Origin of the sequence: Streptomyces chartreusis NRRL 3882 (genome assembly GCF_900236475.1) — a bacterium.
Taxonomy (GTDB): domain Bacteria; phylum Actinomycetota; class Actinomycetes; order Streptomycetales; family Streptomycetaceae; genus Streptomyces; species Streptomyces chartreusis_D.
This window is the reverse complement of the sequence record NZ_LT963352.1, coordinates 85,697-104,322: the sequence shown is the minus strand read 5'-3', so window position 1 is coordinate 104,322 and position 18,626 is coordinate 85,697. Positions and strand designations below refer to the sequence as shown.

The window sequence follows — 18,626 nt, the reverse complement described above, 5'->3', positions numbered from 1 at the left end:
TCGCACCCCGCCTCCGTACGCTCACCGGCCCGGAGGACGATCAAGTCACCAGAGCCAATGCGCCCGCCGCTGACGGACCCTGCCTTCAAATCAGCGCACACAAGCACCATGACCGATCTCGAGTGCGATGCCGCGAGGATCGGCCAATACGCGTACCTGGCGCAGATGTGCATCGGCATCCACGCGGGAGCGCAGGTCGTCGTGGAGTTCTGTAAGGCTGGCACGCACCGCTTGGTCCATGGCCTCTGTGTACTCGGGTTCGCTGCCCGCTACATCCATTAGGGAACGATTCCTTCCTGAGTGATGAGGCGCGCCAGGGCCGTCCTGGCTCGCTTCAAGTTCTGCCGTACGTTCGCCGCCGGAACCCCGAGGGCAGCGGCAGTCTCAGAGGGTGTGCATCCGTCGTATGCGAATGCGAGTACGACGCGCTGCTGCTCTGGCAGACGGCTCAACAGCTGAAGGACTCTGTGTCGCTCGACCAGATCCGCGTCGTCTCCTTGCGCAACCACAGCATCCCCACCCACATCAGCAACGGGATGTTCACGGCTCTGGAACACAACTTTGGACCACATGCGGTGTGCCACGCGCCGTAGCCAACCAGTACGTTCGCAGACCTCCGTCCAGTGCCTGGCCAGTTCGACGAACGCCATCTGCACGGCATCCTCAGCATCTTGGCGGCGGGCACCCGCCGTGATGAGGAATCCCACCATGCGGTGGAACTGTTCTTCGAAGAGGGAGGCGAAGTCGAGGTCGAAGGTGGCGGCAACGAGGTCGTACTCGGCAATCGCCGTTTCAAGCAAGTGCCTCCAGGCCTCCACGCCAGGGTGGCTCCGCAGCAGGTGACGCCGTTCTTGCTCGGTGAGTCCACCCCAGATGCCGTAGGGTTCCTCATATTTCAGTGCGAGCTCGGCGCAGTCGAACCGTACAGAGCACGTCTTGCACAAGGACCTGACCGCTGCGGCGTCGGCCAGCGAGTGCGCCCAGAACATCGACGTGAGGCGTTCGTGCTCCTGATCGCCACGGGCGTCGTACCGGCATGCGGCATTCAGCTGCCACTCCGCCTCCCAGTCGCTCTCGTCGGGCTCAGCCACGGCCGGTTTCCTTCCCTTCCTCGCCCGGCCGGAGGCCGACCTCGATCGTCGTGCCGTGCCGGTTCTCAATGATCCGGCTGCCCGGGGGCAACTGCCGCGTGGCATCGCGGTACACCTCGCGTCGGGAACGCTCCAACTGAACTTTCCCCCGTACCTGCACCCAGGCACCAAGGAAGGCCAACAGGTTCCCGACCACTACCACGGCGGCAGCTACTACTACATCCGACACGTCACACTCTCCGATCCATCTGTCTGAAGGTCCTGTCGGAGAGCTGTGCGCTGCGGAAGGTCGTCCCGTGACGTCCTGAACCAAAATTTTTCTGGGGCATGAGCCCGTACGACCAAGACCAGGACGGATATCCGGAGACCGCCGCGCCCTGGACAGCACCGCCCTGTAAGCCGCCGCTCCCTGTCTGCTCCTGGGGAGACTCACAGGCGTCTTCCCAAGTGAAAACGCATGCAGAGAGGCTGTGAGGCGAGAGGTGAAGCTCGGGCCAGTGCTTTCGCACGCCCTGGTGCCGCCCGCCGGCCCGGAGGACGATGGAGTCGTGGGCGAGCACGACGAGGACCAGGAGCAGGGCGCCGAACCGGCGCGGCCGCCGCTCACCGCGGCCCGCGCCCGGGAGATGACGGCCGGGCTGCGTGAGGCGATGGACGACGTCCGGCGCTCCGTGGCGGTGCTCGCCGCCCGGGTCCGCGACGCGCACGTTGCCCGCGTCTGGCTTCCGCTCGGGCACAGCAGCTGGGAGTCGTACTGCGACGCGGAGTTCGGCATCAGCCGCGCTCAGGCGTACCGGCTCCTGGACGTCGCCCGCTCCCTCGCCGCGATCCACGGCGCGGTCACCGCCGGCACCGAGACGTCTCGCACGCGAGACACCGGCCCGGCCACCGCGGCCGCGCTCGACTACGGCCTGTCCCAGCGCGCCCTGATCGCCGTCTCCAGCCGCGCGGACGTCGTCGCGGAGCTGATCACCCGCCGCCTCGCCACGCTCGGCAACCAGTGCGTGCCATCCGCCTCACGGACCGGCACCGCGACGGTGTCCGTCCGCGGCGCGCCCTTCTTGCCGACCGGCGCCGCCACCACGAACAGGCATCCGGGATCCTGGGCAGGAACGTCGATGTAGACCACGCACGCGCCCTGCCGGTCGTCGGACCACTCCACGCTTGTCCCGCGCGGTGCCGGGGTGATGTGCTGGCGGATCAGCTTGCGCCACTGGTCGAGATCGACGGACCCTCGGCCGACCGAGTTCACCTTGTCGAGGATCTCCCGCCCGTGCTCCAGACGCGTGGTGATCCCCACGACGATGACGCCGCCGCCCCCGTTGGCGAATGCCGCGACGTCCTTGGCGAGTTCCTCGACACCGTGAGGGTTACGCAGCTCGTACGGGGCCCCCTTGGCGTCAAGCCACTGCCCCTCGGGCAACTCCAGGAGAGCCGCCGGGCTGTGGGCGCGCAACTCCGCCCGTACGGCTTCGAGATCCAACTCTGGCATTCCCGAAGTATCCCGGACCTGCCAGCACCGGTGCGCGTTCCTTCCAGCAGACGTCCACTTCGGGTGATCGCCCGTACAACCAAGCGCGGACCGGCCGCGTGCACTACCCGGCCAGGCTGGAGCTGCTGCAGAGCCGAACCAGCCAAGCGGGCGGGCCGGTCAGCCTCCTCCACCGGTGCGCATGCTCCCATCGGCCCCGGAGCGTGCAGCAGAAGCGCAGCTATCTGCACCAGGGCAAGAGCACCGTCAGTCACCGCCTTCCTCGACGACCTTCCACGGATGCAGGCACGCCCAGAACACCGCCTGAACTTGCCGCGCCCGGCTTGCGTGACGCGGCCAGCCGCGCGTGCCTGCATAGGAAGCTGCAGCTTGCGTCCGCATAAATCGGCGGCCAAGGTCTCGTCGCTACGGGACGATGGGCCATGCTCAAAGATCGCACGCATGTACAGCCTCATGTCGCTGATGCCCTGCGCCAGATCAACGGATGGCAGAAAGCGACCAGCGAGCCCAGCCCTGCGGTGGAACCGGGCAGCAGCCTCAGCGGAGACGACGCCAAGGTCCCAACACTCAGGGTGTCCAGCGCCGCCTACCAGTGCTTTACACACGCGGTTGACCATCTGCACGCGGTACAAGCCCTGCTTTTTGAAGCAAAGGTCATCCACTCCTATGCCCCTTACAGCCTGCTACGGGCTGCTGTCGAAGCCGCTGGCGAGGCGATCTGGCTTCTGGAACCCCAGCCGCCAGGAACGGATACGTCGCTGTCTCAAGCGGGCATGTCGTGGTTCGTTCTTTCTGATCGGTGGCCGGAGGGCTGAGCTGGGCTGATCAGTTGGCTGGTTGGGTTCGAGGGTGTGCTGTGTGCTGGCGAGGTGCTTGGCGTTGCTTGCGGGCCCCGACTGGGCGGGCTTGTGAGCTGCGGGTTTCCTGCTCTGGGGCGGTCTCGTGGGTGTTGATCAGTTCCGTTGGTTGGTTGGTCAGGTGCACTGGTCGGCTGTTGTAGCGGTGCAGGGGTGTGGGCCCGTGGATGCCGATGGTGGTCATCAGGTGTTGTTGGTGGGGGTGGAGCTGAGTCCAGGTTCGTTGTTGGGTGCGGATCCATTTGGTGGTCTGGTTGGGGAAGGGCCGAGCGGTGCTGTGGTGGGCGTGGGCTTGGTGCCAGCTGTGGTTCCAGGTGGCTCGCCAGGGCGGGTTCCACCACGGGTCGAGGGCGGCGAGTTGCGCATCGTGGGGCCAGGGCCGGCCGGTTCGTTTCACGTGGGCGTGGGCGGCTCGGCGTTGTTTGTACAGCCACCATCCCAGGGGGAAGCCGTCGTGTTCGGTGCGGTAGTCGGCTGAGGTGAGGTTGCCGTGCTGGGCGGTCCAGGCTTGGGCGTAGGGCAGGCCGGCCGCGAAGGCGCAGGGCGGGTTCTTCAGCCGCGGGCGGGCTGGGCGGGCTGGTCGGGGAGGTTTCGGTGGTGGTGCCAGAGCGCGGGCGCGTTCGCTGGTGAGGCCGGTCTCGGCGAGCAGCTGTTGCTGCTCGGGGTGGAGGCTGGCGTAACTGGAGCACTGGGTGAACAGCCATTTCGCTGTCGCGGATGGGAGCGCGTCGAGGTCGGCGGTGGTGGCCAGGGAGCGGCCGGTGGTGTGGGTGCGGGCGGTGAGGTAGGCCTGCTGCCAGCGCAGTCCTCCCGCCGGGTTCCAGAGGGGATCGATGGCTTCCAGGGCTTTGATGCGGTCGGCGGGCAGTTTTCCGCGGCTGGCGCGGCGGCGTTGGGTGCGCAGCCAGGTGCCGAGGCGGTAGCCGTCGTGGCGGGCGGGTTCGGCAACGGTGAGGTTGCCGTGCTCCTGGGCCCAGGCGCGGGCGTGGGCGAGGCCGGCGGCGAAGGCTGCGGCTTGGGGGATGCGGCGGGGTAGGGCGGTGCGGGCGCCTTCGGCGGTGAGGCCGAGGTCGGCGAGGAGCTGCTGCTGGCGGGGGTGGAGGTCGTCGTAGACGGCGCACTGGCTGTACAGCCACTGTCCGGTCCAGTCCGGTGTGTTGGGGAAGCCCTCCTGGGGGGCGAGGTTTTGGCCGGGGGTGAGTTGTGTGTGGGCGGCCTGGTAGCGGCGTTGCCATTTCATGCCCCAGGGCGGGTTCCAGTACGGATCGATGCGGGCGAGGTGTTCCTCGTGCGGCCAGGGGGTGTCGAAGAGGTCGCGGTGGAGGTTGGCTTGGTGTCGTTGTGTGGCGAGCCAGCGGCCGAGGGGAAAACCTAGGTGGCGGGCGGTGCGGGGGAGGTCGAGAGCGCCGTGCTGGGCTGCCCAGTCCCGGGCGTAGTGCAGCCCTGTTTCCATGGCGGGATGCCGGGTGGCCGGGGCGGGCACGGCGCTGCCCGCGACAGGCTTGGTGAGGCCGAGGCGGGCCAGGAGGTGCTGCTGGCCGGGCTGGAGGGCGGTGTAGTTGACGCACTGGGCGTACAGCCACTGCCCGGTGCGGTCGTCGAAGTTGCGGAATCCGGCTTCGGGGTCGAGGAGGGTGCCGGCCGTGACGGCGGCGTGGGCGTTGTGGTGCTCGCGCTGCCAGTCGGTGGGCCAGGGCGGGCTCCATGAGGAGTCGATGTCGGTCAGCGCCTGGTTGAGTGCGGGGTCGAGTTGGCCGCGCCGGGCGCGCACTCGCTGGCTGTGCAGCCATTTGCCGATGGCGAAGCCGTCCTGGCGTGCGGAGGTGGGAGCACACAGGTGGCCGTGCTCGTCGGCGTAGGCGCGGGCATGGTCCAGGGCGGTGCGCCGGGCTGCCTTGAGATCCCGGCGCCGGGGCATGACGTCGCGGGCGCGTTCAGGCGTGATGCCGAGGTCGGCGAGGAGACGCTGCTGTCCGGGATGGAGGCTGCTGTAGCTGGTGCACTGCTCGTAGAGCCAGGTGCCGAGGTTCTCCGTGGTGCCGGGGAATCCGTGTTCGGGCTTGAGCGGCTGCCCGGCCTTCACCAGTGCCTTGGCGCGGTGGTAGATGCGCTGCCACCACAGGTTCCAAGGCGGGTTCCACCACGGGTCGAGGGCGTCGAGGGCGGCGGCGCGTTCGGGAGCGAGTTCAGGTCCTGCGGCGCGCTGGTTGGCGAGCCACAGGCCGACGGCGAAGCCTTCCATCTGCACCGTGTTGGGCGCGCACAGGTGGCTGTGCTCGGCGGCGTAGGTACGAGCATGGCGCAGCCCACGCGCGAACCCCCGGGCAGCATCTTCGGCGCTGTCTGGGAGCGACGCAGGCTCGGGCTGCACGGGTGTCTCGCCCCGGTCACTGCTGTCGGCCAGGAGCTGGGAAACCGGGGTGGGCCGGTGGGGCGGGGAGATGCGCCACATGCTCCGCGTCTTCGGATTGTGTCCGGCTTGGCTGCGGACGCAGGCGCGTACCCAGGCGTTCAGCGGCCCTGTCGTGACCGCAGCGAGGCGGCCGGCGATCCACGGCCGCTCGAGACGCCGGGCCAGTTCGCCGGTGAGGCGGGGGACATCGGCGAGCGAGTGCGGTTGATGCCGGCCCGCCTCGTCGAGCAGTTGCTGCTGCACACCCGCATCGGCCAGGGCCGCGGCCAGCGTGACGGCTTCCGGATAGGTCACCGCATCCCGCGCCGCTCCACGCCATACGAGGCCGTCACCCAAAGCCATCGACCGCAGCCGGTCGGGCCAGAGGGTCTCTTCCGGCCAGGCCTCGTCCCACCACGACGCTGTAACCGCCTGCGCCACAGCGAACGCTTCGCCGGCGTGCGGGCTGCGCCGCAGCAGCCGTGCATGACGACGCTGGGCCGTTGCGATCTGCGGCACGTGCCGCACGTCCAGCTGCCCGGGGCCCGCCGTCGCTCCGTCGACGACGGGGGCTTCGAGCATCCAGCACTGGTGCTTGACGCAGACCCGTGCGTGCGGCAGGAGGTAGCGGCGTGCTTCTTCCCGGCCCTGTGATGCGGTCGCGGTGCAGGCCCGGCAGCCGGGGCCGGTCGGCGGGATCGTGGCTGAGGTGCGGACCCAGGCGGCCGGACCGCTTTCCAGCCTGCTCGAGGGAACCTCCCGGCCCCAGGCCGGTAGGGCACGGAGCAGGTGTTCTTCGGGCATGCGGCAGAAGGCGGCGACCACCACCCGGGCCTCGGTGTTGAAGACGACTTCGCCGTCGGGCCGCACGGTGAAGAGGTTGGGACGCCGTCCCACGTCCACGAGCGCGCCGATGAGTTCTTTGGCCGTGAGCCGGTAGCGGGAGGCAACCCGGCTCATGTACGACAGCGTCGTCTCACCGCGCAGCGGCGCTACCCGCACCGCACCCAAAGCCCCTGCGTGCCCGGAGAGTTCGGGCTGCTCTCGCTCAAAGAGCTGCGCCTGCTGCCCGCTGGGGGTCTTCGTCACCGCTGCTCCGGCCTCCGTCAGGATCCCGCGTTGTGGCTGCGCGGGCGCGGGAGGCGTTTTCGGGGCGGGCGGGCTTGCTGTTCCGCGCGGATGTCGAGCTGGATGCCGGCCAGGAGCTTCTTGGTGATCTTCTCACTGCCGTCGAGCAGGGCGGTCAGGGCGGCTTCGCGGATGAGGTGAGAGAGGCTGCCCATGACGCCGCCGGTGCGCTGGTGGAGGTAGTCGGAGTGCCGCGCCAGGGTGTGCGGGGTGTGGTGGCGCAGGCGCAGGGCTTGCTCCATGTCGGTGACCAGAGAACGCCAGATCTCGCGTTGCTCTTCGGTGGCGCAGGGCAGCGCGGTGTTGCGGATCAGGGTGAAGCGGCCGGCTAGCTGGGCGCCGCGCGGCCCGGTCAGCAGGGGAGAGGCTTCGACGTCGACGCCGGCGTAAACGAAGGTGGCGGGGATGCGCTCGCCGAGGTGTTTCATCTGGTCGGAGGTCTCCGCGCCGGACCGGGTGCGGGTGTCGAGCAGGTGGACGTCGTCCACGAGGACCAGCTTCGTCTCCAGGAGGCACAGCAGGTGGCAGACGGCGTCGGTGATCTGGGCCTGGTTCATGCGGGTGGCGATGGGGATGCCGAGGAACCGGGCGAACTCGCTGACCAGCATCTTGGGTGTGGAGGCCGGTGGCACGGCCAGGAAGACCACGGGCAGGCGGTCCGTGCTGCCGGGGTGCCGGCGCTGCTCGGCGAGTTCGAAGGTGCGGCCCATTTCCAGCAGGGTGGTGGTCTTGCCTGTGGTGGGCGGCCCGGAGACGATCAGGCCGCGGCGTGCGGTGCCCTGCTGGCGGCGGTTGAGGAGCATCAGACGCCGCAGCGACAGGGAGATGCGTTCCATGGCCGGGGTGGTCAGCACCACGAACCGGGAGTGGTAATCCAGCCGTTCCTCCAGCGACCAGTCCTCGTCGGCGGCCGGATGGGGCTGCAGCGGGGGAGCGGCGACGAACTGCTGCCAGCCGTCTCGCGTGGTCGGCGGCGCGTACGCCGCGGCCCTCGCTCCGTCGTGAAGGGTGCTGTCGGCAGGCGCGTCTGTCACCACTGTGCTGCTTCCTGGTAGGCGTCATAGATCCGGGAAGGGCGCGGAACTTGAGCGGGGGAGTCCGGCCGTTCGTCTCCGGCATGCTCATCGGCGTCAGCGGGGCCGGGCAGGTCGTCGTCCTCGTCCCAGCCGTCCTCGAACCCTGCCTCCCCTTGCTGATCCTCTTCCTCGATCGGGGCGAAGGCGCCCACCAGGCTGTAGGAGAGGGTCGGAGCCGCCACAGGGTCCGGGACCGCCTGCGGCGAGGCTGGTCGGGCCAGGGACGCTGCGGCGCTGGCGCGCGCCGCCACCGTCTGCTCGCGGCGAGTCCCGGCACCGTTGCTCGCACGCCGCAGGAGGCGGTCCAGGGCCTGGGCCAGCTGCCGCTCGTGCTCGACGCGGTCGCCGCGGCGCTCGACTGCGGCACGGACGTGCTGCCAGGTGAAGTCGGTGAAGGGCAGGCTGATACAGCCGCGGTGGATCCACGGCACCTCTTCCCACCCGGTGGGCAGCCGCACCCAGATCTGATTGGGGTCGTAGGGGTTGTGGTGCACCTCCCATCTACCGTCCGGCGCGCCCGACCGGTCCCCGCGATGCGCATTGAGGACCTTGTGGTCGTAGGTGCGGTAGTCGAAGCGGATGCCGTAGTCGTTGATGGCCACCCGCTTGACGGGCATGAGCTCGATGTAATCGTCCGCGCTCAGCGGCACCGGGACATAGCCGGTGACTCCCACGAGCGCGCCCCACATCTCGTTCGGCGACAGGGCGAGCTTCGGTGCCAGCGGATGGCGCAGCGACGCGTGCGGGCGGTGCTGCCAGTCGGTGACCAGCCACTCATCCAGCAGGTCCTGCACCTGCGCAAGCGTCCAGCACGCCTCGTCCTCAACGTGCGTGCCGCGCCGGGTGACATCCGAGCCGCTGTAGCCGGCCACGTACTGGGAAAACCGGTCCCCAATGCTGCGGAACGTCCGCTCCACATGGCCCTTGGCCGGGCCATTGGCCGGCGGCGCCGGCTGAACGGACACCCCCAGGCTCTCGCACGCGGCAATGAAGGAACGGGAGACAAACACCGCACCTTGGTCGACCACCACCGTCTCCGGCATGATCACCGGCCGGGCCGCTGCCCCTTCCAGCCGCGCATCCAACGACACCAACCGCTCATAGGGGATGACTGACCGAGACATCGCCAGCGCCGAATCCCACCCCGGGCGCATCCGCATGGGCGTGACCATCTGCGCCAGCAGCACTGCCGCATCCACCGATCTCGTGCCCACCGGCCGCACGACCGCGGCACAGATACTGCGCGTTGCCACGTCCAACGCGATCGACAACTCGACCGACCCCGTCACCCCGTCGGCGAGCACCACCAGCACATCCAGCGGCGTACTGTCCAGCATCACCAGCTCACCCGGTCGCAGCGCCACGGTCGGGGTGAAGGGAGGCGCCGGCCGCGACGTGCGCCGCCGCTGCTGTGCCGCCGACCCCAGCAGCCCATGGCCGTCGGCGAGCGCGTGCACCAGCCGGTTGAACGTCGTCACCGGCGGCAACTGCACCGCGCCGGGCCCATGGGTTTCCTCCAGAATCCACCCGACCATGCGCCGCAGCCGGCTCAGCGTGCCAGTGGAGCGTTCCCGCTGTGCCTCCAGCACCTGAGTGATCGCAGCGACCACACGCTCATCGGCCCGTCCCACCACAGAACGCCTACGCGCCGTGCGCTGGTCGACCAGCCCCCACAGCCCCTTCTCGCGGTAACGGGCCCGCATCCGCCGCACGGTCACCGCACTCGTCGGCTGCCCCGCCGCGGTCAACTCCGCTGCCTTGGCCTCCTCCCGTTCCGCCACAGTCCGCTGCGCCGGATCGAACTCCGCCCGCGGAACACCGCCCTGCCCCGGCACCGGAAGGCCGGTCTCCACCTCGCGCACGTGCCGCTCCCAGGCCTCAGCCCGCTCGCGTGCCTGAACAGGCAGTTCCTCCAGGAGCCCGAACGGAGGCACCTCGGGGCGGGGCGCTCCTACGAGTTCGAAGTCAGGAGCAGCGAACAGATAGTTCACCAGCACCGTTGCCGGGGAGTTGTCCGAGTCGACCAGCCTGGCACGCGCTCCTTCGAGCATCACCACCGTCCAGGAGCGATCCTCGAACCGCACCTGGCTCCCCACCTCGAGTACTGCCGCCGTCACGCAGACGCCCACTCGCCCGGGCCTGCTGTCACGGTCACCCGTTCATGCAAGGGCTCGTTCAGCGGGGCTGACAGCGCCCCGGTCCATAGGGCATGGAAGAGGGCCGGGAGAACCCTGATGGTGTCCCCGAGGTCACGTGCCCCTTCGATCAGCGGCCGAGGACGGGCAAATGCCCGTATCGCCTCCTCCACGATCGCGGTGTCCCGGTAGCGGGGGTGCCGGTATCCCGACAGCCAGCCCAGGTTGGCAGCGACAACCGGTTCTGGAGGCGACGCCACTCTGTACTGCCATCCCACCGCTGCCATGACGGCAGCACGGTGCGCGAGCCGGGGAGAGATCTCCCCTCGTCCGGCACAGTCGAGCAGCAGACCGCCGCCGTCGCTGAACCGTGCCATCAGATGCGGCGCATGCGACACCACGGTCCCCTCAGATCCCCGCCAGGACAGCTCTACAGGGCGGCATGTCATCGCCATGACCGAAGGATCACGGTCCAGCAGCATCACCTGAGTGCGCATGACACCCGACCCGTAGTGCACCAGCCGCCCGGTGGTAGCCGACCACCACCAGCCCGGCGCGAAACGACGGCCAGATCGCAAGGGAAACGGACGTACCGCACCGCAGTCCTCCAGACGAACGACACGAGCGGCCTCGCCCCACGGCATCCGCTGTTCTTTCCCGTACGGATCCAGGAAACGGGCGCTGTAGTTACAGGGATCAGCGACCGCCGGGTGCGCCGAGGAGCCTTGCTGCCACATGCACCTTCAACCGATGAGCATCCCATCAGGTAATGGCCACACGGCATGCGCCGTGGCGTCCCGGACCTGGCTCTGTAGTCGTACCGTGCGCTGGGCGCCCGCCTGCCCGCCGTCTCGCCGCGCCGTTGCGGGGAGTGAGTCGAGCACAGTGATGTCGATGATCGCTGGTATGCGGCCGGGGAGGGGGGGAGAGGGTCCTGCCGGATGGAGGTACCGCTGTGACCGTCCGACTCCTGGGCGGTTTGCTTGCCCGACTGGGGACCACCGATGCTTGGGTCGGTCAGTGGCTCAGCCGGTGACGCCGACTGGGGGCCTGTACGTCCCCGTACGGCGACCCGGCGACCGGCATCGCCCTGACAGAGCCCTGGGGCACCATTCCACGCAGCTGGCCATCCCCGGCCGCGCCCGACGTCAACGGAGACGCGGAGGGCGGGGCAGGTCACCTGTCTCTGTAGAGGTCCTCGTCGGGCTCCCAATTCACATAGAACTCGTCCACGGTCACATCGAGGACGACCTCCTCAGCAAAGTCTCCGAGATCCCAGAGTTCCTCGTTCTCGACATCAAGGTCGCAGGCGGAGCAGGCGAAGACGTAGGGCGTGAAGACCACGACGGGCTCGTTCGTCTCGTCGATATGGGTGTCGCCCATGAGCCAGCCCTTCGAGCCGCAGGCCGGACAGGGCCTCTCTTCGTCGTGCTCCATGTATCTCGGCGACTGCCGCGTGATCGTCGCCAGGACGATCTCACGCTCCTTCGCTGCCAAGTGCCCGTAGCGCTGCGCGAAGAGAGTTCGCGCCCTAGCGAGCTTGCCCTCCAACTGGATTCGGACGGCCTTGACCTGCTCCTCGATCAGCCTGTCGTGCAGCGAGACATAGCTCCCCCAGTAGACCTCCGGGTCGATCTCCAACTCGGTGAGCAACGGATCGATCAGTCGAAGGCAGGTGGTGAATACGGTCTGGACCTCGGCGATGTCATGGAGGCCGCTGTGCGCGACGCCGTTGCGGGCATTCGCAACCGGCAGCAGGGCCCGCTGGTCGACCGGGATCTGCTTGCGAAGGATCTTGTGCACTCGGGCGTGTGCTTCGACCAGGCCGATGGTCTTCGCACGGCTTGCCGGAGCGGACGCGTGCGTGCCGTGACCAGTGGCGTGGAGCAGCGAGTCGAAGTCCTTGGCTTCGACTATCAGCGCCGGGTGAAGTGACGAGAGGTAGGCCTTGAGAAGGTGTTCGGCTGCGATCCCTGCGTGGTGAACGGCGAAGTCGTGGGAGTCGGCCCCCTGAGCGAACGCCGTGAGCGCCGCTGTCATCCACCTCTGAGAGGAGAGCTTGAGCTTTTCCGCATGCATGGGCTGGACTCTAAGTGCCTGTTTCTGAACCCGCCTGGACTCCGGCGCCATCTCCCACTACCGCACCAGCTCCCACCCGACTGGCCCAAGCCGGTGCGCGTCGAGGCGCTCGACAAAGGCCGGCCGCATGCGCGAGTTCCGCACCCGCCGTCAGCTGTGGGCGTACCAGGACAGCGCGAAACGGATTCGCGTCGCCGGACGGCCCGCCGCGGCCGACCAAAAAAAGTCGACGGGCGACGTCACGCCTGAGCCCTCTGGATGGCACTCCTCTATGACGACTTCAGCGGACCAGCGAACGGAGCATGGGGCGATGCCGGAGTATGTGATTGCAGCAGGCGTCACTGTGGCGGGGTGCCTGGTGGGGGTGCTGCGGGTTTGGATCCGTGCGAGGGGGGTGGTCCAGGTGGAGAAGATTCGCGGGTCGCTACGCCGTGACTTGGTGCGTGAGCTTCCTCGGGGCAGCCGCCTCGTTGATCGCGCGAACAGGGTGACCATCGAAATCGGGCGGTCCGTGGAACGTGAAGGGGGGCCGCGTGGGATGGGTGACTGACTGGTCTGCTCAGGCTGCCTGCCGTACAACCGATCCGGATGAGCTGTTCGTGGCTGAGGCCGCACAGAACAGGGCCAAGGCCGTGTGCACAGGATGCCCTGTACGCACTGAGTGTCTGGCCGATGCGCTGGACAACCGTGTCAAATTCGGTGTGTGGGGAGGCATGACGGCGCGGGAACGCCGTGCGCTGCTTCGTAGGCTTCCCACGGTGACCTCGTGGCGGCGGCTGCTGGAGACAGCCCGAACGGAGTACGAGCGAGGGGTGGGCACCCTGACCCTGGACGACGACACAGTCGAACCGGTGCGCAGGGTCTCGGGCTTGAAGTGGAGGCGCCCGGAGGACGAGCTGGCCTTCCTGTCCGTCTACAAGGAGCAGATCAAACCCTTGGTGGGATTGCTCATCAACGCAGGTGCCTCCAAGCACGATGCGGAGGATGCGGCGCAGAGTGCGCTCGAAGAGCTCGCGAAGAAGTGGTACGAGGTGGCCCGGCCCAAGCCATGGCTGCGAACGACGGCCTCCAGGATGTGGTTAAGAGCCGTGCGCCGCGTCAGACCAGACGAGCTAACCGATTCAGTTCCAGAGGAAGGTGTCGTCGACCATAGTGCTGACGTAGTCGAGAAGACGGACATGAACCAGCTTCTCCGGCGTCTGCCGCCCCTCCAGCGTATGGTGATGGCATTCCAAATTGACGGCTGCTCGCCATCCGAGACGGCGGAAGCTCTGCGGATGCCGGCAGTGAACGTACGGCAGAACCTGCGACGGGCGCGCCTCAACCTGGCGCGCATGCTTGAGGAGGACGAGGGAGGTACGCAGTGAGCGCTGAGACATCCTGGAATGACGAGCCAGACCTCGACGAAGAGACTGCGGCCCGACTCGACCGCTTCCTGCAGGCGGGGAAGGCAGAGACCCAGCGGCTTCTTGACGAGTCGGTCGACGTCGAGCAGAAGCTGGCGGAATCGCTGGAGCGGCTGGCAACGGATGACTCTGAAGACGCCTCTTGGCCTCAGCCTTTGCTCAAGTGGCATCGCACTGCTTAACAGCGAGAGCTTCGCAAACGGACCGCCGCCATGGCCCAGCTTCCTTCAATCTCGCCACATCAGCCGCAGCGGATCCCGTTCGGGGAACGGTCACGGTGACCGTTCCCCGAACGCTTACACAAAGCTCTTATACCGGACTAGTACTCCAGTGCGGTTTCGTGATCTATCCAGTGAGTTGGTCAGTTGACCGTTGTCGGTAGTGGCTGCGGCGGGCTGTTGCTTGGTGGCGTCGGAGCCATGTGGACCAGTGCAGGAGCCTGGCCGCTGGCACGGCCGGGGGTTGAGCGCGACGACGAGTAGGCGGCGGATTTCGGGGACGGTCAGCGTGATCGGGTCGCTGCCGCGGGCGGGGTGGTGGGGATCGATGGGCCGGTCGGGGGCTGCGTCGGCGGCGAGGGCGGTCAGGAAGGCCAGGGCGAGCATGGCGAGTGTGATGTGGCGGTGCCACGAGGTCCAGTTGCGGACCTGGTAGTGATCGAGTCCGACCTGGCCCTTGGCGGCCTGGAAGCACTCCTCCACGCTCCAGCGGACGCCAGCCACGCGGACCAGCTCCGCCAGCGTCACCTCGGTGGGTGACCAGCACAGGTAGAAGGCAAGTTCACCAGTAGTGCGGTTGCGGCGGACGAGCAGGTGGCGGTGTCCGTCGGTGCCGATGTGGATCCAGGCCCAGTCGTAGTAGCGCGGGCCCTTCGCGCCGTTGCCTGCGCTGTGCCGCTGCCAGGCGCTGGCGGGCAGGCGTTCGGCGACGGTGTCCGCGCGCATGGTGGTGCGGCCTGAGTTGATCCGTACCCGGGTGGAGCAGGCGACGGCCATCACGTAGCCGGTCCCGCGTGCCTCCAGGGCGGCACGAAGCTGAGGGTCCTGCCCGTAGGCTTCGTCGCCGGTCACCCACGGTGCCTCCACCCCGGCGTCCAGCGCGGCGGCGATCATCTCCCAGGCCAGGCGGGGCTTGGTCTGGAACTGCACAGTCTCGGGTATCCCGGCCGCCTGGCGGCGTCCGGGATCGGAGCACCAGGACTGTTCGGGCAGGTAGAGCCTGCGGTCGATCAGCGTCCGCCCCCGGCTGGTGGCATAGGCGAGGAAGACGCCGACCTGGGAGTTCTCGATGCGCCCGGCGGTGCCGGTGTACTGGCGCTGCACGCCCGCCGAGGCCCGGCCCTTCTTCACGAAGCCGGTCTCGTCCACGATCAGCACCGCGCCCTGGGCGCCGAGGTGTTCGACGGCGTAGGCGCGGATGTCGTCGCGGACGGCGTCGGCGTCCCAGCGGGCGCAGCGCAGCAGCCGCTGCATCGGGCCCGGCCGCGCATGGCCTGCCTGTTCGGCCGGCTGCCAGCAGTTCTTCCGCTCGGCATGCGACAGCAGTCCGAGCAGGTAGGCGCGGGCGGTAGCCCGGGGTTCAACTCGGCTGAACCGGCCCGCAATCCGCGCCATGGCCTGCTCGAACATCGCCCGCCATCGGGCGCCGTCTATGCTGTGACCTGCGGCCATCGCACGATCGTCATGAGTCCACACAACCCTTGATGATCACGCGGTGGCCGTTCCAGTTCTCACGCGGGTCTGACCCAAGATCGCGAAGTCACACTGGAGTACTAGCGGCCCTTGACCTGCTGTCACCGGATTCAGAAACAGGCACTAAGCCTGTCGGAACCACAGTCGAACGCGACTTTCGTGGTCGACCTGATACTTCCCAAGACCAGCGATCCCAGTCCGCGCATCTTCGGGCGCCACCCCGGCGCATACGGCGTCTCCGAACCCACTACTCGCGCATCAAAGCTTTGCACGCCCTCAGGTTGGTCAACCTCAGTGATCAAGTTCTTCGATGCGGAACTGCCTGCCGGCGATAACAGCCCCAAGCCCCTGGGCGCTGCTATGGCAGCCCGGGGGCTATGTGCGAACGGGCGTCTCATACAGGTCGGCGCCACGACCCGCCGACAGTGTTATGCCCACTTCATGCCGAGCTCCCGTAGTGCGTCCAGCTGGTCCTGGGTGAGCTTGTCGCGCCTCTGCTTGGTGTTGGAGACCCATACACCGAGCTTTACGGGCACCGGTTCCGTGCTGACTCTCACTTCCGTGCCATGCGCGATTCTCATGAAGATGTCGTCTGGGTGATGTCCATGGCCCGCTAGCTGGGGGGCATCATGGGATTGCTTCAGACGCAACATGAGAACTGTCGGTTCAGGCATCTGAGAATCGCCAGTTCGGCCCACTGAGAATCACAATACGAAGAGAGCTGTGACCTGCTGTTTCACTCTGAAGGCGTGGCGAGATGGTCTTCACACACTTCCATGCCGACTGGGCTCGCGTGTGCTGCATCTGGGTCAGCTGACGATATGTCACCCCCGCTCGCGCGGGGCCGAGTCACGGGTACAGGGCCCAAAGCAGGTGCCTCTCGAGTCACCCCCGCTCGCGCGGGGTGGAGTACCCGTGCACACCGGGGCACGGAACTCCCGCCGAGTCACCCCCCACCCCGCGCGGCCTCTGCCTCGAGGTCGCCGGGAAGGCCGCCACGGTGGCCGGTTCACTCCCGCTCGCGCGGGCTTCACCCCGGGCAATCGTCGTCGACCGGGGCAAGGTCGAGTCACTCCCGCTTGCACGAGCAGAGATGGACCTAGGTATCGTCGGCAGCGTAGGAGTCCTGTCATCTACGCAGTTGATACGGAGCGGGTTTCGCCGGCCAGGTTTTGAACATTCCGATTAGTCCCGCTTGCGTAGACCCACCTCATCAGCGAAGAACTCAGAGTACATCGTCGATGCACTCCCGGTTGGGGCTCGCCAAGCCGCCGGCCGGCCGGATCGATCTCAGCGTCGGTTCCCTCCGGCCGCGCTCTGAACGCCGAGCCCTCCAAGACCGACTCAATCCCGCTCCCGCGGCTCCACAGGAAGTAACGGAGGCGTTCGGCCAGGGCGGTCGAGTCACCCCCGCTCACGCGGGCCCTGATCCGGCCAGTGTTTCCTGTGGCTTGCAGTGAGCCACACGGACTCTCCAGGCCGTCGGCCACCCGGATCGACACTAGCGTCGAGTCACTCCCACTCGCGCGGGCGCAATGCCGACCTGATCAACGGCAGACTGGATCGTCACGGCTCACTCCCGCTCGCGGTAACTTCAGCGTAAGCCGATCGACTTTCACAGGGCAGCGTCGAGGCGTTCCCACTTGCGCGGGTTCCACGGCGCCCACAGACGCCGTTCGGTGCGCCGGTTCGGTCCGGGTCCGGGTCACTCCCGCTCACGCGGGCGATACACCGAGGCCGCGGCAGAGTCGGCACTACTGCACGAGTCACTCCCGCTCGCACGGGCTCTGCGTCCATCACAACCATCACGACGTGCGCCAGATCGAGTCACTCCGGCTTGTGCAGGCTTTGCTTGATCACCCCCGCCGCATCCGCGCTGGAGTGCGAGTCGGTCCCGCTCACGCGGGCGGTACGGCGGCTGGTGCAGCAAGCTGAACAGGGCCGCGGAGTCACCCCCGCTCGTGCGGGCTCTCCCCGATCACTGCCGCCTCGTGCGCGCTGGAGTGTGGGTCACTCCCGCTCGCGCGGGCTTACCGTCCATGTGTAGGGCGAATACCTCGCTGCCCGGGCTCTCTCGCGCGTGGGCGGCTACGCCCTCCGTTCCTGTCTAGCCCAGTGCGCCAACGGGTCACCCCCGCTCGCGCGGGGCGGACCTGTGTGTGACGTCAGTGACCTGCTGGGGGATCGAGTCACCCCCGCTCGCACGGGCGCTACGCGCGAGGCCTCTTGTGTGCCTCTGTGACGTCCGAGTCATTCCCGCTGGCGCGGGCGTTGCCCTCTCTGACCTGGTCAATCTAGCGCGGGGCGGACTGCACGTCCTGCCTACAAGGCTGCTGGCTGGGAGCCGGTGCGGACGCGGGTCCCTCGAGCCCGTCGGCCTGAGGGACCCGCGTGCCGTTTCACTACCCCTTGATCGGGGTCGTTTTCAGCAGGGGCAGCCACTGTGATGGCAGCGCTTGCTCGGCCCGGCTGTCAAGGTACGCACTCTCCTCGGTCTTGCGGGAGATGGCGAGACTCCACGGACTGGCCACATGCCCCTCGGCCGCGTGAGCGTCGTCCAGGACGAGCATGCCAGCATTGTCGAGAGCCGGATTCGAGTTGAAGACATGACTGTAGACGCTGACGGCGACGGCTTCCCCTGCCTCGTACCGCGCCTGGTGGGCTGGATTCCATGTTTTCACGCGATTCACGAGCAGCACGTTTGGATCCCATACTCGTCGAACTTTGCTGCCGTCTGCCGCGCCAATTGCCGAGTGGGACAGAGGTAGGCGACACGTTCGCCGTACTTGCGGCGCTGGTACTCGCCAATCAGGCCTCCGACAAGAGTTTTACCCGCCCCGGTCGGCAGCTCAATTGCTACGTCTGACGCGTCTGACTTCTTCTCGTGCCAGTCCCGAAGGACATCCTGCTGGTTTCCCCACACGAATTCAGGCCCACGATTCGTCAGGGCAAGAATCCGATACAGGTCAACCGGGTCATCCGGCATGGCCGCATCGGCGGAATTGAGCTTGAAGGCCACTGCACTCCGTTCCCGCCGCTGAGCTGACAAGAGCTCAGCATCTATCCCCGTTGCTCGGCTTCTCAAAGTACTGCAGCATGTCGGGCCGCTGGCAACAACTGCTGCTGGAGGTCGACCGCCGCACCGAGGACGCGCACGACCTGGTCGCCAAGCTGCGCCGGTACTGGGGGTGGGGCCGCCCGCTCGCGCAGGCTCTTCCCGATTGCTGCTGCCTCGTGCGCGCTGGAGTCCGAGTCACTCCGCTCATGCGGGCTCTACCT

At 67.7% G+C, this 18,626-nt stretch carries 13 protein-coding genes and 4 pseudogenes; 5 read left to right on the top strand and 12 right to left on the bottom strand.

What is annotated here, in order from left to right:
- Positions 1-90 precede the first annotated feature (90 nt).
- On the bottom strand, positions 91-240 hold the full coding sequence (locus SCNRRL3882_RS40620; protein ID WP_158688429.1) for a hypothetical protein: 150 nt from the start codon (positions 238-240) through the stop codon (positions 91-93).
- A 38-nt stretch (positions 241-278) separates the two neighbouring features.
- Entirely contained in the window at positions 279-1,091 is an 813-nt protein-coding gene (locus tag SCNRRL3882_RS42520; RefSeq protein WP_010042626.1) for a sigma-70 family RNA polymerase sigma factor, read from the bottom strand.
- A 497-nt stretch (positions 1,092-1,588) separates the two neighbouring features.
- Between SCNRRL3882_RS42520 and SCNRRL3882_RS41445 the strand changes: the two genes are divergently transcribed.
- Positions 1,589-2,215, top strand: a complete 627-nt coding sequence (locus SCNRRL3882_RS41445; protein WP_231911017.1) for a hypothetical protein — start codon at positions 1,589-1,591, stop codon at positions 2,213-2,215.
- 53 nt (positions 2,216-2,268) lie between these two features.
- Here SCNRRL3882_RS41445 and SCNRRL3882_RS42515 read toward each other — a convergent pair.
- A pseudogene (locus SCNRRL3882_RS42515) lies at positions 2,269-2,583 on the bottom strand (RNA-binding domain-containing protein); the annotation flags it as partial.
- Positions 2,584-3,005: 422 nt separating this feature from the next.
- On the opposite strand from SCNRRL3882_RS42515, the gene SCNRRL3882_RS40615 reads away from it, so the two are divergent.
- Positions 3,006-3,398, top strand: a complete 393-nt coding sequence (locus tag SCNRRL3882_RS40615; protein ID WP_158688430.1) for a hypothetical protein — start codon at positions 3,006-3,008, stop codon at positions 3,396-3,398.
- Positions 3,399-3,408: 10 nt separating this feature from the next.
- Here SCNRRL3882_RS40615 and SCNRRL3882_RS00400 read toward each other — a convergent pair whose 3' ends face one another.
- From SCNRRL3882_RS00400 to SCNRRL3882_RS00380, 5 genes are all read right to left on the bottom strand, one after another.
- Positions 3,409-6,921 (bottom strand): Helicase associated domain protein, encoded by a 3,513-nt coding sequence (locus tag SCNRRL3882_RS00400; protein WP_158688431.1) that lies wholly within the window; start codon positions 6,919-6,921, stop codon positions 3,409-3,411.
- 17 nt (positions 6,922-6,938) lie between these two features.
- Positions 6,939-7,997, bottom strand: a complete 1,059-nt coding sequence (locus tag SCNRRL3882_RS00395) for a TniB family NTP-binding protein (protein WP_010042632.1) — start codon at positions 7,995-7,997, stop codon at positions 6,939-6,941.
- Positions 7,991-10,087, bottom strand: a complete 2,097-nt coding sequence (locus tag SCNRRL3882_RS00390) for a Mu transposase C-terminal domain-containing protein (protein ID WP_237556713.1) — start codon at positions 10,085-10,087, stop codon at positions 7,991-7,993. Before SCNRRL3882_RS00390 ends, SCNRRL3882_RS00395 begins: the two co-directional genes overlap by 7 nt.
- A 62-nt stretch (positions 10,088-10,149) precedes the next feature.
- Positions 10,150-10,908 (bottom strand): TnsA-like heteromeric transposase endonuclease subunit, encoded by a 759-nt coding sequence (locus tag SCNRRL3882_RS00385; protein ID WP_078602882.1) that lies wholly within the window; start codon positions 10,906-10,908, stop codon positions 10,150-10,152.
- Between the two features lie 439 nt (positions 10,909-11,347).
- The gene (locus SCNRRL3882_RS00380) at positions 11,348-12,250 is read right to left on the bottom strand and encodes a hypothetical protein (protein ID WP_010042635.1); all 903 of its coding nucleotides are present in this window, start codon (positions 12,248-12,250) and stop codon (positions 11,348-11,350) included.
- A gap of 533 nt (positions 12,251-12,783) precedes the next feature.
- Here SCNRRL3882_RS00380 and SCNRRL3882_RS41440 point away from each other — a divergent pair.
- The 3 genes and pseudogenes from SCNRRL3882_RS41440 to SCNRRL3882_RS00370 form a co-directional block, all read left to right on the top strand.
- Positions 12,784-13,095: pseudogene (locus SCNRRL3882_RS41440) on the top strand (WhiB family transcriptional regulator); the annotation flags it as partial.
- Between the two features lie 6 nt (positions 13,096-13,101).
- Positions 13,102-13,617: an RNA polymerase sigma factor gene (locus tag SCNRRL3882_RS00375; protein ID WP_420031200.1), complete on the top strand. Its 516-nt coding sequence runs from the start codon at positions 13,102-13,104 to the stop codon at positions 13,615-13,617.
- Positions 13,614-13,838 carry a hypothetical protein gene (locus tag SCNRRL3882_RS00370; protein ID WP_010042638.1) on the top strand — a complete coding sequence of 75 codons (225 nt, stop codon included), beginning with the start codon at positions 13,614-13,616 and terminating at the stop codon, positions 13,836-13,838. Before SCNRRL3882_RS00375 ends, SCNRRL3882_RS00370 begins: the two co-directional genes overlap by 4 nt.
- 179 nt (positions 13,839-14,017) lie before the next feature.
- Here SCNRRL3882_RS00370 and SCNRRL3882_RS00365 read toward each other — a convergent pair.
- From SCNRRL3882_RS00365 to SCNRRL3882_RS00355, 4 genes and pseudogenes are all read right to left on the bottom strand, one after another.
- Positions 14,018-15,326, bottom strand: a pseudogene (locus SCNRRL3882_RS00365) (IS701 family transposase).
- 449 nt (positions 15,327-15,775) lie between these two features.
- Positions 15,776-15,895 (bottom strand): annotated as a pseudogene (locus SCNRRL3882_RS00360) (helicase associated domain-containing protein); the annotation flags it as partial.
- 1,854 nt (positions 15,896-17,749) lie between these two features.
- On the bottom strand, positions 17,750-18,046 hold the full coding sequence (locus SCNRRL3882_RS40610) for a hypothetical protein (RefSeq protein ID WP_158688432.1): 297 nt from the start codon (positions 18,044-18,046) through the stop codon (positions 17,750-17,752).
- Positions 18,034-18,366: a DEAD/DEAH box helicase gene (locus SCNRRL3882_RS00355; protein WP_078602885.1), complete on the bottom strand. Its 333-nt coding sequence runs from the start codon at positions 18,364-18,366 to the stop codon at positions 18,034-18,036. Before SCNRRL3882_RS00355 ends, SCNRRL3882_RS40610 begins: the two co-directional genes overlap by 13 nt.
- Positions 18,367-18,626 lie beyond the last annotated feature (260 nt).